Here is a 12,671-nt window from a genome sequence, read left to right on the forward strand (position 1 = left end):
CTGGTTACTCGTCGTCCGCTTCCTGCACCCACACCGTCTTCCGGTTGACGAACTCGCGGATGCCGTCGGCGGCCAGCTCGCGACCGTAGCCCGAGATGCCGACGCCACCGAACGGCAGGCGCGGGTCGGACTTCACCATCTCGTTGACGAACGTCGCGCCCGCGTCGATCTCGTGGGCGACGCGCTCGCCGCGGTCCAGGTCGTCGGTCCACACCGACGCCCCGAGCCCGTACGGCGAATCGTTCGCGAGTTCGACGGCCTCGGCCTCGCTCTCGACGCGGAACACCGCCGCGACCGGCCCGAACGTCTCTTCGCAGGCGACGGCCATGTCGGGGTCGAGGTCGGCCAGCACCGTCGGCGGGTAGTAGTAGCCGTCGCGGTCCATCGGCTCGCCGCCGAGCAGGCAGTCCGCGCCGGCGTCGACGCTGCGCTCGACCTGGTCGTGCAGGTCCTGCATCAGGTCCTCGCGGGCCTGCGGACCGACCTCCGTCTCGTCGTCCATCGGGTCGCCGACGGTCCAGGCGTCCAGCTCAGCGACGAACTGCTCGACGAACTCGTCGTAGACCTCGTCGTGGACGATGAACCGCTTCGCCGCGATGCAGGACTGCCCGCTGTTCTGGAGCCGGGCCAGCGCCGCCGTCTCGACGGCCGCATCGACGTTCGCGTCGTCGAGCACGACGAACGGGTCGGAGCCGCCGAGTTCGAGGACGGTCTTCTTCAGCTCCTCGCCCGCCGTCTTCGCGACCTGCTTGCCCGCGAACTCGCTCCCGGTCAGCGTCACCGCCCGGACCCGGTCGTCGCGGATGACCTCGTTCGCCTCCGAGCCGCCGACGAGCAGCGTCTGGAACGCCCCCTCGGGGAAGCCCGCCTCCCGGAACACCTCCTCGATGGCCAGCGCGCACTTCGGCACGTTCGACGCGTGCTTGAGGAGGCCGACGTTGCCCGCCGCCAGGCTCGGTGCGGCGAACCGGAACACCTGCCAGAACGGGAAGTTCCAGGGCATCACGGCCAGCACCGGCCCGATGGGTTCGTGGCGCACGTACGTCTTCGCGTGGCTCGCCCCGCCGATGACCTCGTCCTGCAGATATTCGGGGGCCTTCTCCGCGTAGTGCTCGCAGACCCAGGCGCACTTGCGGACCTCGCCTCTCGCCTGCGAGATGGGCTTGCCCATCTCCACCGTCATCAGCTCCGCGTAGTGCTCCTCGTTCTCGCGAAGCACGTCGGCGGCCTCCTCCAGCAGCTGTCGCCGCTCGTTCATCGGCACCTCGCGCCAGGACTCGTAGGTGTCCGCCGCCGTGGCGAGGCGCTCCTCGACCGCCGCGTCGTCGTGCTCCTCGACCGTCTCGACGTGCTCACCGGTCGCTGGGTTGATGCGCTCCATGTCCCGTGATTCGCGGACTTGGTACTACTAGTTTTGGCCGCCGGAACCGATAGTTGTGGGTGAGTGACGTGGTGGAGTGTGTCGATTCGGGCCCGGTGGAATGCGCTGATTGTCATGGGAATACACTCGAACACGAACAGCCAGAAAGCCCCGAGCGTCTCGACTCCCGCGGCTCGTTGTGCTCCTCGTTCCTGCGGTGCTTGGCTGGCGAGACTCCTCCGTCGTCTCGCTGCTTCCCGCTCGGTCGCAGGCTCCCTCGCGGGAACGTCGCCGGGGTTCGTCGAGACGCTCGCCCCTTTCAGTCCCACCGTCGGACCTGCGGACCGACGAGCCCCCGTTCGCTCGCAAGCTCGCTCACGGGGACACCCCACCGCAACCGCACCGCACCTCACGCCTCCCCAACCGATTGCGATGCTCGCTGGCGCTGTCGCCCGAAAATCGGAGATTTTCGGGATGTGGCCAGAAATCTACGATTTCTGGCTGCCTGCCGGACGTAGTCCGGCACTGACGAGAGAGCAAGCTCTCTCGAACCACGCTTCTCATCCCTCGCGCGGAATGGCTCGCGGCCTTCGGCACGCTCGCCAGCGCGCGCCGGTGGTGGAAAATCGGCAGAAGTGGTACGTCCTCGGGTTCACTCCACCGTCGGCAGGTCGACTTCCTCCCCGTCGGCGTAGACGGTGGGGTCGCGGATGATGCCGTCCTGGTGGAGGGGTGCGCTGGTGTCGCCGCCGATGCCGGCGTCGTCGCCGAAGGCGATGTGGACGGTGCCGCCGGCCTTCTCGTCGAGCAGGACGCTCCCGACGAGTTCGGTGACGGCGACGTTGGTGCCGATGCCGAGTTCGGCGAGGTTGTAGGCGTCCTGGCCTACTTCCTCGGCGGCAGTCTCGAGCATCGCGTCGATCTCCTCGGAGTCGGTGGCGGTGACGTAGCCGTCCTCGACCTCGATGGTCACCGTCTCGCCCGCCTCGAGCAGGCCGTGGGGGTCGATGGTGCCGTCGACGACGTAGGTGCCGTTCGCGGTCTCGGGGGAGACGAACACCTCGCCGGCGGGGAGGTTGGAGAACTCGCCGGGCTCGTGGACCATGCCGGTGTCCGAGCGCCAGTCGCGGTCGCCCGGCTCGAACGTGATGTCGGTGCCCAGTTCGGTGGTGACGCGGATCTCGTCGGCGTCTGCGACCTGTTCGAGCATCGACTCGCACTCGGCGGCGATGTTCGCGTAGTCGGCGTCCAGCCCGGTCAGGAACACCTCCTCGGTGATGCCGGGGAGGGTCGCGCCGCGCGCGCCGGCCTCGCAGGCGTCGCCGCGGGCGCGGGTGTGGCTGATGCTCTTCGTCGTCGGTGCGAGGAACACGTCGCTGGCCGCCATCGCGGCGGCGACGGGTTCGGGCGGTTCCTCGCCGTGCTGGTTCCCCGGCGGGTAGCGGAGCAGGGTGGCGTCGTCCGTTATCTCGCTCGCGACCTCGTACAATGCCTCGCCGATGGGGCGGCGCTTGTCGTCGGTGACGACGGCGCAGGACTCGTCGCTGGCGAGGTTCAGACACTGGCGGATTGCGGTTTCGGCGGGTTCGCGGAGGTCGGTCATACCCGACCGGTCGGCCGGAGCCCTGTTAGGGTTTGCCGTCTGCGCTCAGAGCAGCGTCGTCCCGAGCATCACGAGCAGACCGAGGATACCGAGCACCGCGCCGTCGACCTGCACGTAGTCCATCGGGCCGTCGCGGTGGTGGCGGCGGGCGCGGCCGGTGAGGAAGGTGTCCGCGGGCTCTGTCCCGCCCGGCGTGGTCCGGATGGCACTCACGCCGCCGACGAACAGCACCAGCCCGGCGACGAACATCCCCGCGGAGAGCATGGTTGATTCCGGCTACGCGAACAGCTACTAAAAGAATTTTCATCGTATATATCCAGAAATGAAGTGTTATCGCTGCCGGGTGACGGGTGCTGACCGCCTAACGACCGATTAGATCCGTCCGGGACGGGAGCCGGTTCCGTCGCGCGAGGACTTACTCGCCGACGAAGTAGGGCGGAGCCTCGAAACGGTTATCTCGCGGGGCTATCGACGTTCCGGTATGATCCAGGTGGCCATCAACGGCTACGGTACCATCGGCAAGCGCGTCGCGGACGCGGTGCGAGCCCAGCCCGACATGGAGGTCGTCGGCGTCGCCAAGACACGTCCCAACTTCGAGGCCGAGACGGCCGTCGACAAGGGCTACCCCCTCTACGCCGCCATCGAGGACCGCATCCCACTGTTCGACGACGCCGATATCGAGCTCGCGGGCACGGTCGACGAGCTCGTCGCGGCCGCCGACGTGGTCGTCGACGCCTGTCCCTCGGGCATCGGCGCGGACAACGTCTCCATGTACCGCGAGCACGACACGCCCGCGCTCCTCCAGGGCGGCGAGGACGCCGACGCCGCCGACGTGAGCTTCAACGCCCGAGCGAACTTCGACGAGACCACCGGCGCGGACGTCGCCCGCGTCGTCTCCTGCAACACGACCGGGCTCTCCCGGCTGGTCGCGCCGCTCCAGGAGGAGTACGGCATCGAGAAGGTGCGCGCGACGCTGGTCCGTCGCGGCGGCGACCCCGCCCAGACCGGCCGCGGCCCCATCAACGACATCCTGCCGAACCCGGTCAGCCTCCCCTCACACCACGGCCCCGACGTGAACACCATCTTCCCCGACCTCGCCATCGACACGCTCGGGCTGAAGGTGCCCGCGACGCTCATGCACACCCACAGCGTCAACGTCGAGCTCGAATCGACGCCCGACGCGGGCGAGGTCCGCGAGCTGCTCGAGTCCCAGTCCCGAACGTTCGTCATCGACGAGCACATGGCCATCGACGGCGCGGGCAAGCTCAAGGAGTACGCCCAGGACGTGGGCCGGCCGCGCGCCGACATCTGGGAGAACTGCATCTGGGGCGAGTCCATCACGATGGAGGGCAACGACCTGTACCTGTTCCAGGCCATCCACCAGGAGTCCGACGTGGTGCCGGAGAACGTCGACGCGGTGCGGGCCATCCTCGGCGAGAGCGACGCCGCCGACAGCATCGAGACGACGAACGAGGCCCTCGGGATGGGGCTGTAGGGTGGACGCTCCCGTTCCGGCAGATTTCGAACGCTAGCACGGCCCGGAACCGGCGACGTTGACCGGGACAGAAGGCTTTTGACGTGACGGCCGCAAGGAACTGCCATGCGTCGTGACGACCGTGACGAGCCGTTCGACGACTTCTTCAAGGAGATCGAGCGGATGATGAACGAGATGATGGGAGACCGGTCGGTCGACATGCAGTTCGAGGGCGACGCAGGCTTCGGCTCGGACACGCACGTCGACATCCACGAGACCGACGACGAGATCCGCGTGGTGGCGGACCTCCCGGGTGTCGAGAAAGAGAACATCAAGCTGGAGTGCGACGGCGAGGCACTCACCATCGGTGCAGAGAGCGAGCACCGACAGTACCACGAGCGCGTCGAACTTCCGAGCCGCGTCGACGAGCACAACGCGACAGCGACCTACAACAACGGCGTGCTCGAGGTCGTCTTCGAGCGACTGGACACCTCCGCGGGCATCGACCTGAAGTAGCGACCTGCCGTCCTCCGTCTTTCCGCCGCGAGCCGCCGGCTACGCGCTCGCGGTCTCCCGAATCGCCTCTGCGAGCCGGTCCCAGAACCCGTCCTCGTACTTCGCGGCGTCGTCGATCGTCGGGCGCGCGTTCGTCTCGTTGACCAGCACGTCTTCCGTCCCGACGAGCAGGTCGACGCCGAGGAAGCGGACCCCGAGCTCGTCGGCGACCCGTTCTGCGAGCCGCCGGTACCCGGGGTCGAGGTCGACGGGCGTCGCCTCGGCTCCCCGGTGGACGTTGTGCTTCCAGCGCCCGGCCTCGCGGTCGGCATCCGAGAGCCGGCGTTCGACCGCGCCGACGTACTCGCCGTCGAGCACCATCACCCGGTAGTCGCGGGCGTCGGGGACGAACTCCTGGACGAGGTAGGAGCGGTCGCCGGTCGCCCGGAAGTCGTGGACGAGGTTCAGGTAGTCCGTGACGCCGAGCGCCGAGTCGAGGTCGGGCACCTTCGCGACGCCGATGCCCCTCGTCGTGGAGTTCGGTTTGAGGACGACCGGCGGGTCGAGCGACGCGACGGCATCGGCCACGGCGGACTCGTCGGCCGGATTCGAGACGTAGACCGACCGCGGCACGGGAACTCCGGCGCGTTCGAGCCGCGCGAGGATGCCCGCCTTGTTGCGCGAGGTGAGCACCGCGTCGCGGCCGTTGAGCCAGGGCACGTCGAGTAGCGCGTCGGCGACGCCACCCTCCATCATCCGGCCCGGATAGACGAAGCCGGCGTCGAACTGGTCGCGGGAGAACGGTGCCGAATCGGGTGAGAGCGCGAGGGTGCGCTCTTTCACCTGGGCGTGGTGGACGGAGATGCCGCGCTCGGCGAGCGGCTCGCGCATCCGCTCGAACGTCTCGGCACGGTTGACGACTGCGAGGTCGACCATGTGACAGGGTTCGACCCCGGAACAAAAAGCCTACGCGATGAGTTTCTCCTCGCCGCGCTCGACGACGACGCGACAGGGCGGGGAGATCTTGTTGTAGGCGCGGCGGAAGGCGTCCTTGACCTCGGGGGCCTGCTCGACGGTGCACCAGCAGGTGAACAGTCGCTCACCGTTCGGGACGCGGGCGGCGGTGCCGACGATCTTCCCGAAGGACTGGCGCATGCCGTCGGAGACACGGTCGGCACCCGCGCCGGTGGCCTGCTTGTTCTCGCGGATGACGTGGTGCGGGAACTTCCGGAGGATCATGTAGTAGTTGCCCTCGCCGAGGGTCTTGATGAGGTGGCGGTTGGCCGACAGCCGGGAGGCCTCGAGCGAGCCGTGGCGCAGCTGGCACTCCTCCTCGAGCACCAGCGAGATCTGGACGGGCCAGTCGTCGGGGTCGCTGGCGGTGTCGCCCATCTTGTGCTGTGCGATCTTCGAGCCGGGGATGCCGGTGATGTACTCGCGTCGTGTGTACGCGGGCTTGGAGATCTCCCGGTACATCGACGCCGGTTTGTCGGACATGGTTATTACGGGCAACTGAGGCCGAGCGCGCGAATAAAGGCTTCGAAGCGGAGCGGGCAGGAGAGAGAACGGCCGGTCGAACGGCGGACTCAGCTGGCGGCGTAGCAGTCGCCGTCGCACTCGACGAGGCCGGAGTCGGTCAGCGAGCCGAGGACCGAGAACAGCGCGAGCTTCGGGACGTCGAGCGACTGCTGCATCTCGTCGACGGTCGACTGACCGGCGGTGTCGAGGTAGAGGTAGATCAGCTTCGCCGTCGGCGACGTGAGCTCCGCGGGAATCGGTTCGGTGGTCTGTCTGAGGGCAGCGCGTTGGGTGCTCATTGTATCTCAAACGACGTCTGCATCAGATATAAAGCTATGCCCAATGCGATGAAAATACCTAATATTGCCTTCGATATGTAATGATACACGCTCCCTCGGCTGGGTGTGTATCGCACAGTGCGGCTCGCCGTCTGGGGCGACGGGGACAGCCGTCGCTCCGTGGTGTGTAGGACACGGGGACGGCGGCCGTGCAGCCACTCACGGCCGCCGTCAGAGCATGAGTGACGGCAGCACACGGAGATCCTGCAGACTCGCGTCGACAGGTGCACTCCAGCGCACAGCGGGTCACCGCTGCAAGCATGGCTACGTGCCGGTGTATTAAAATCTTGCCCAATAGCGCAAGTTTGGACACTTATATTCCTATAATAGTGCTGTCTCAGATAGTTATCTGGACAGAATCTGCCTGAATGTGTGTCTCGGAGGGGTGTGGAGTCGGGAAACTGTCCGTTCGTGTACGCACCCGCCGTAATCGCCACGGACGGCGTCGTCACTGACCGGCGAGCGACCGTTCGCAGGATGGATGCGAGGAGCGGTGCTCCTCGTGGTCGAAGTTGTGGCTCGCGCCGAAAGGGGCGCGAGCGTGAATCGGATCGTGGGCGTCCGTTAGGAGCCGACGCTCAGAGACGGGTTACGTTCTTTGCGCGCGGGCCCTTCGGGGCGTCCTCGATCTCGAATTCGATCTCCTGTCCCTCTTCGAGGTCCGGTCCGCCAACGTCCTCCATGTGGAAGAAAACGTCCTCGTCCGCGTCCTCAGTGTCGATGAAACCGTAGCCGCCAGTGTCGTTGAAGAAATCAACCTTGCCTTTCGCCATTGCAACTGGACTAACGAGCGGGAGACCGATAAGGCTTCCGCGTTCGGTTCGAGCCCGATATCGGGGGTGTATCCGGGCGCTCTCGGGCGAATTCGAGCCAGATTGGCACTTCACGGCGGTGCTCGGCCGCGAGTGATCGCTCGGAGGTGTCAGTAGGGACCAGGACCGCCGCCACCGTCGGTCGTCGTGTCGGTCGGTCGGACCGGCGAGCCATCGGGTGCGAGCACCCACCAGACGTCGTTCGCGCCCTGACCCGTCGCATCACCCGCCTCGGTGTCGCTGGCGTAGTAGTACAGCGGCCAGCCGTCCGCGGCGACCTGCGTCGAGCCGTCGTCACGGTCGAACGTCGTCAACATCGCGTCGACACCGTCGCCCGCCACTGCGTCGCCGTCGACCGTCAGCGGGGGCCACGCGTCGGCACAGCCACCGGTGCAGCTACTCGCGCCCGACCCCTGCTCGTCCTGGTCGAACATGTACAGGGTCAGTCCGTCGGGACCGACGAGGATGTCGCCGTGGTCGGGATGGCCGCGAACCTGGACCGTCCCACCGCCGCCGGCGTCATCTGTGGTCGTCCCGGCCACCGTGGTCTCGGCGGCGGTGGTCTCCGCCGCCGCGGGCTGGGTCGTCGGGGGTGCGGTCGTCGTCCCGTCACCGGCACCGCCGCCGCCGTCACCGAGGCAGCCGGCGACCGCGAGCGTTCCCGCGACCGCGCCGAGCAACGTCCGTCGTGTACGTTCCATGTGAGAACTGTTGGCACAGTTGCTGAAGAGGGTTTTCCGAACTCAGTCCAAAATTCGTCCGACATCGCGCGCGTCGACGGGGGCTCGGTCCGGCCGTCTCACCGCCACGTGATGCGCACGAGGAACAGCAGGGCGACGAGCTCCAGCCCGCAGAGCATCGTCATCCCCACCTGCACCTCGGTGGTGGTCGCCTCGAACCAGCCGACGAACGCGGGGTGGAGCAGGTAGAAGTACACCCACAGCAGGTTCTCGACGAGGAGGAAGCCCGCGAACACCAGCAGGCCGAGGGTGTGCTGGGCACCGTGCTGTCGGTAGCCCCGGAGCCACACCGAGCCCAGCGCGAGCAGCAACAGCACGTTGACTCCAGCGGCGGCCAGGGCCACCTCAAGCCAGACCGTCATCGTTCACCCCTCGTGTGCGGACCGTAATCCGTGTTGTCCAAATTTCGTCCATACTTAGTCCTCTCCCACCGTCGCCAGTATCTCCTCGACGATGTCCCAGTTCGCCCGTGTGGCGTCGGTGAACGTGTACACCGCCGCGTACTCGTCGCCACTCCGGTCCACGACGTTGTTCTCGAGCAGCACGTCGAGGTGGTGGCGCACCGTGGTGTAGTCGAGGTCGAGCTCGGTCGCGAGCTGGTTGGCGTTGCGCGGGCGCTCGTCGAGCGCGCGCACGATACGGACACGTGACGGCCCCCCGCGTGAACTCGCCAGCACGTACCAGAGCACGCCCTCCATCCGTCCGACGGTACTCGGGAGGTGCTTGTAAACGTACACGGTGGACACCGGGCCCGCCCCGGGATAGCGATAGCTCACTGTTTCCCCTTCCCAAAGTACTATATATGGGCCTTGTAATTGATAGGCTGTATGTCAGGAAGACCGCAGGTGACGGACCCGACAGCGTTCGAACAGAAATCACTCGGAAAGCAGGTCCTGTTCTCGATCGTAACGTTCGGCCTGTATATGCTATACTGGAACTACACCACCGCCGAACAACTCGACCAGGGCACCGACCAGAGTCTGTCGCCGATTCTGGTCTTCATCCCGTTCGTCAACCTCCTCGTGATCTGGCAGATGGCCGGTGCCGCCGAGGCTGTGACGGACAAGGACCGAATGGTCATCCTGCTCGGCTGGATCTTCACCGGCGTCCTGGCGTGGTACTGGATCCAGTCCGGCATCAACGACGTAGCCGCTAACTGAGTGGGTGCGGACCCCAGAGCCAGACTGAAGGGTCCTTCGGAACCGCCAGACGGCGATATATTTTACAGTCCCGGTACCCGGCTCGCCCAGCCGTTGACGGAGCGGTCTCTCACCGAGCGCACCCAGTCGTCGCCGCGATCGCTGTCGCGGGTCGAGTGGGACTATCCCTCCTCTCCCGCCCAGTAGTCCACGTCGTCGTCGATGCGGTAGTAGCCGTGGACGCTGCGCTCGCCCGACCCGCCCGGTGGTGAGCCGACGAACACGCCGATCTTCCCGGAGTCGGGGTACACCGTCACGTCCGGCTCCGCCATGGTCGACATCGCGAGGTACCTGACCGGGCCGTCGCTGTCGTTGACCACCCGGTGTGCGCCGCGCTCGTCCGCCGGCAGCGCCACGTAGTCGCCCGCCGTCAGTGCGATCATCTCGCCGTCGAGCCGGAGCGTACACTCGCCGTCGAGGACGTACATCGCCTCCTCGTTGGCCGTGTGGTAGTGATATGGCCACGACTTCCCGCCGGCCGGGAGCTCGTACAGGCTGCAACCAAGCGCCTCGCCGCCGGCCGGGTCGGCCAGCTTCCTGCGGCGGAGGGCGTCCTCCCCGTCGCCGACCGTCGTCCACTCCAGGTCGTCCGCGTTGACGATTGGCATGGTTCGCTGTTCCGAAAGGAGCGACGTAAGCGTTCGCCCGTGGGCGGTCGTGGTGCTCCGTCGGTGGGAAATCTGCGGTAGAAAGTCCGACAGCATGGGTCGCTAGGACCCGAGCCAGCTCGCGAATCCGCCTGCCAGCACGACGAGTGCACCGGTGATGAACGTACCGGGAATCGGGAGCACGAACAGGCCCAGTCCAACTGCGATGGCGAGTGTAGATGCTTTCATGCTGTGGGTTGGAGCGCCGACGGCGTGGTTGGCGGCCCGATGCGACCCGCCCGCTACGACTGGAACGGCTCGTCGTCGCGGTGGTTGTCCGGGTTCTCCTGTTCACTGGCCTCCGTCTCGCGGAGCTCGGACTCCTGTTCGATGTCGTGTTCCGTCTGTCGCTGCTCCGCACGACGTTCCGCCTCGCGGGCCTCGGCTTCGGCCTCCTCGCGGTCCTCCTCGTCGGCGTCGTCGGCCGTCTCCAGCTCGGTGTCCTCCTCGATGTCGATGCCGTGTTTGTCTTCCCCCATGGGAGGACGAACGGGCGCGAACCGATTCGAAGCCGGGCCTACACAGTGAGCCACGCCGCCTTTAGTTGGTTCTCTCACCCGTCGAGGCTGACACCGTCGCCCCTCGCCACGCCCGCGAGCAGGAACTCGGCGCTCGACCGGGTCGTCGCAAGCGGCGTGTCGTGGACGTCGCAGATGCGCAACAGCGCGGAGATGTCGGGCTCGTGGGGCTGGGCCGTGAGCGGGTCGCGAAGGAAGACGATGCCGTCGAGGCGTTCGTCGACGACCTCGGCACCGATCTGGAGGTCGCCACCCATCGGGCCGGAGGCCTTGCGTTCGACCTCGATGCCGACCTCCTCCTGGATGCGGGTGCCGGTCGTGCCGGTCGTCACGATGTCGATGCCGTCGAGGTACGAGCGGTGCGTGGCGGCGAAGTCGAGCATCTCCGGCTTCTCGTCGTCGTGTGCGATGAGCGCGATGCGTGTCATGTACACCGTGTCGGTCGCCGGCGGCAAGAGCGTTCCTGCGTCGGCGGAAACACCTATGTTCCCGACGTGACACGACAGTTCATGGGCAGAGACGTCACGCGACGCCGGGTGCTCGGTGCGGGCGCGACCATCGGCATGGGGAGCATCGCGGGCTGCTCCGGCAGCGACGACCCGGGGACGGCGACCGAGACCGACGGGGCGACCACCGTGGAGACGACCGCAGAGCCGACCGAGGGGACGGAGACGACGACCGAGGGGCAGGAGCCGGTCGCCGACGGCTCCGGCCTGCTTCCGGCGGCCTACGTCGTCACGAAGGAGGACGACGAGATACGCGCCTACAACGGCCAGACGCTCGAAGTCGAGTTCAGCGGCGCGGCCGGCTCCGACGACGGCCGCGTCCTGCAGGCAACGTTCGACGCGCTGGCGGACGGCCACGTCGAGGGCGGCCGCGTGTTCATCCGCCGCGCGGAGTACACGCCGGACCGCCAGCTGGACATGACCAGCAGCCACACCGAGGTCCGTTCTGACTTCGCGCGGTTGACGTTCCAAGACCACCCCCGTGACGACGGCGAGTCCCAGACCGACTTCGCCATCGAATCCGATGACGGGTCGACAGAGCACGTCACACTCCAGGGGCTCGTCCTCGACGGCAACAAGGACGCACGGACGACACGGACCAGAACGGCCGACGTTCGGGCCAACGTCCGCCACGTGACGTTCCGCGACTGCGTCGTCTTCGGCGGGAAGAGCGTCGACGGCAACGGCGGCTACGGTATCGGCGAGGACAACGACGCCGACCACGTCACCATCGACAACTGCATAATTCGCGACAGCGACCGCCACGGCTACCACACCTCCGCGCCCCACCTCCGCATCGTCGACTCGACGTTCCTGAACAACGGGCTCGAGACGGGCGACGTGTTCGACCTCGCCGCCACGGACGCCGTCATCGCGAACAACCACTTCGAGAACAACGGGCACGGGATCAAGATAGACGACTCCGACAGGGCGGGCGGCAACATCGTCATCACGGGAAACGTGTTCGTGGACAACTACCTGCCCGACATCGCCTCCGGGCAGATCGAGTTCGCGGACACCACCGTCGACTCGGTCCACATCTCGGACAACACGTTCGTCCTCCCCGACATCGACGCCAGCGAGACGTCGGCGCACATCCTCTTCGACTCCGACGAGTCGCTCGGGAGCGTCCGCATCCGGAACAACCACTTCGAGGGCGGCGGGCCCAACGCGCTCACCTGGTTCACCGAGACCGGTCGTCGCCTCCGGACGCTCGTCGTCGAGCACAACACGTTCGAACGGATCCCGAACGACGTGGGCCTGCTCGCCAGCGCCGAACGCCTCCTCGTGCGCGACAACCTGTTCGACTGTTCTGGTGGTGGCCGACTCGAGATCAAGGAGTGCTCGACCGGCGTCGTCTCCGGCAACGTCAGCTACGACGCCAGTCTCGACGTGCAGGCTGACCTCGTCGTCGAGCGGAACTACGAGTTCTGAGGGGCCGGCGAGCGGGCGGCCGCGGTC

Annotated in this window: 18 protein-coding genes; 4 read left to right on the top strand and 14 right to left on the bottom strand. The window is 67.0% G+C overall.

Features of this window, described 5'->3' with window-relative positions; translation table 11 throughout:
- Positions 1-4: 4 nt before the first annotated feature.
- The 3 genes from NO345_RS08660 to NO345_RS08670 all read right to left on the bottom strand — a co-directional run bounded on the left by NO345_RS08660 (position 5) and on the right by NO345_RS08670 (position 3,227).
- Entirely contained in the window at positions 5-1,381 is a 1,377-nt protein-coding gene (locus tag NO345_RS08660; protein WP_256298356.1) for an NAD-dependent succinate-semialdehyde dehydrogenase, read from the bottom strand.
- 631 nt (positions 1,382-2,012) lie between these two features.
- The gene (locus NO345_RS08665) at positions 2,013-2,963 is read right to left on the bottom strand and encodes an aminopeptidase (RefSeq protein WP_256298358.1); all 951 of its coding nucleotides are present in this window, start codon (positions 2,961-2,963) and stop codon (positions 2,013-2,015) included.
- Positions 2,964-3,008: 45 nt separating this feature from the next.
- Positions 3,009-3,227: a hypothetical protein gene (locus NO345_RS08670; protein ID WP_256298360.1), complete on the bottom strand. Its 219-nt coding sequence runs from the start codon at positions 3,225-3,227 to the stop codon at positions 3,009-3,011.
- Between the two features lie 217 nt (positions 3,228-3,444).
- Here NO345_RS08670 and NO345_RS08675 point away from each other — a divergent pair, with 217 nt between their 5' ends.
- Both NO345_RS08675 and NO345_RS08680 read left to right on the top strand, forming a co-directional pair.
- On the top strand, positions 3,445-4,458 hold the full coding sequence (locus tag NO345_RS08675) for a type II glyceraldehyde-3-phosphate dehydrogenase (RefSeq protein ID WP_256298362.1): 1,014 nt from the start codon (positions 3,445-3,447) through the stop codon (positions 4,456-4,458).
- A gap of 105 nt (positions 4,459-4,563) precedes the next feature.
- Positions 4,564-4,953 (top strand): Hsp20/alpha crystallin family protein, encoded by a 390-nt coding sequence (locus NO345_RS08680; RefSeq protein WP_089732030.1) that lies wholly within the window; start codon positions 4,564-4,566, stop codon positions 4,951-4,953.
- Between the two features lie 39 nt (positions 4,954-4,992).
- Here NO345_RS08680 and NO345_RS08685 read toward each other — a convergent pair whose 3' ends face one another.
- The 7 genes from NO345_RS08685 to NO345_RS08715 form a co-directional block, all read right to left on the bottom strand.
- The gene (locus NO345_RS08685) at positions 4,993-5,868 is read right to left on the bottom strand and encodes an ATP-grasp domain-containing protein (protein WP_256298367.1); all 876 of its coding nucleotides are present in this window, start codon (positions 5,866-5,868) and stop codon (positions 4,993-4,995) included.
- A gap of 30 nt (positions 5,869-5,898) precedes the next feature.
- Complete coding sequence (locus tag NO345_RS08690) at positions 5,899-6,429, bottom strand: 50S ribosomal protein L16 (protein WP_256298369.1); 531 nt, start codon at positions 6,427-6,429, stop codon at positions 5,899-5,901.
- A gap of 89 nt (positions 6,430-6,518) precedes the next feature.
- Positions 6,519-6,749, bottom strand: coding sequence for a helix-turn-helix domain-containing protein (locus NO345_RS08695; RefSeq protein ID WP_256298371.1), 231 nt, complete (start codon positions 6,747-6,749; stop codon positions 6,519-6,521).
- Positions 6,750-7,366: 617 nt separating this feature from the next.
- Entirely contained in the window at positions 7,367-7,561 is a 195-nt protein-coding gene (locus NO345_RS08700; protein WP_256298372.1) for a cold-shock protein, read from the bottom strand.
- A gap of 149 nt (positions 7,562-7,710) precedes the next feature.
- Positions 7,711-8,301, bottom strand: coding sequence for a COG4315 family predicted lipoprotein (locus tag NO345_RS08705; RefSeq protein ID WP_256298373.1), 591 nt, complete (start codon positions 8,299-8,301; stop codon positions 7,711-7,713).
- Positions 8,302-8,399: 98 nt separating this feature from the next.
- Positions 8,400-8,702, bottom strand: coding sequence for a DUF8036 family membrane protein (locus NO345_RS08710; RefSeq protein WP_256298375.1), 303 nt, complete (start codon positions 8,700-8,702; stop codon positions 8,400-8,402).
- A 54-nt stretch (positions 8,703-8,756) separates the two neighbouring features.
- Complete coding sequence (locus NO345_RS08715) at positions 8,757-9,038, bottom strand: winged helix-turn-helix domain-containing protein (RefSeq protein ID WP_256299554.1); 282 nt, start codon at positions 9,036-9,038, stop codon at positions 8,757-8,759.
- A gap of 147 nt (positions 9,039-9,185) precedes the next feature.
- Between NO345_RS08715 and NO345_RS08720 the strand changes: the two genes are divergently transcribed.
- Entirely contained in the window at positions 9,186-9,500 is a 315-nt protein-coding gene (locus NO345_RS08720; protein WP_256298377.1) for a DUF4234 domain-containing protein, read from the top strand.
- Between the two features lie 161 nt (positions 9,501-9,661).
- On the opposite strand, the gene NO345_RS08725 is transcribed toward NO345_RS08720, so the two are convergent.
- From NO345_RS08725 to NO345_RS08740, 4 genes are all read right to left on the bottom strand, one after another.
- Positions 9,662-10,147 carry a cupin domain-containing protein gene (locus tag NO345_RS08725; RefSeq protein ID WP_256298379.1) on the bottom strand — a complete coding sequence of 162 codons (486 nt, stop codon included), beginning with the start codon at positions 10,145-10,147 and terminating at the stop codon, positions 9,662-9,664.
- Positions 10,148-10,249: 102 nt separating this feature from the next.
- Entirely contained in the window at positions 10,250-10,375 is a 126-nt protein-coding gene (locus NO345_RS08730; RefSeq protein ID WP_256298380.1) for a hypothetical protein, read from the bottom strand.
- A gap of 53 nt (positions 10,376-10,428) precedes the next feature.
- The gene (locus tag NO345_RS08735; protein ID WP_256298382.1) at positions 10,429-10,665 is read right to left on the bottom strand and encodes a hypothetical protein; all 237 of its coding nucleotides are present in this window, start codon (positions 10,663-10,665) and stop codon (positions 10,429-10,431) included.
- Positions 10,666-10,739: 74 nt separating this feature from the next.
- Complete coding sequence (locus tag NO345_RS08740; RefSeq protein ID WP_256298384.1) at positions 10,740-11,132, bottom strand: methylglyoxal synthase; 393 nt, start codon at positions 11,130-11,132, stop codon at positions 10,740-10,742.
- An 81-nt stretch (positions 11,133-11,213) separates the two neighbouring features.
- Here NO345_RS08740 and NO345_RS08745 point away from each other — a divergent pair, with 81 nt between their 5' ends.
- Positions 11,214-12,644 (top strand): right-handed parallel beta-helix repeat-containing protein, encoded by a 1,431-nt coding sequence (locus NO345_RS08745; RefSeq protein ID WP_256298386.1) that lies wholly within the window; start codon positions 11,214-11,216, stop codon positions 12,642-12,644.
- Positions 12,645-12,671 lie beyond the last annotated feature (27 nt).

It is taken from the genome of Haloarchaeobius salinus, assembly GCF_024464185.1.
GTDB lineage: Archaea > Halobacteriota > Halobacteria > Halobacteriales > Natrialbaceae > Haloarchaeobius > Haloarchaeobius salinus.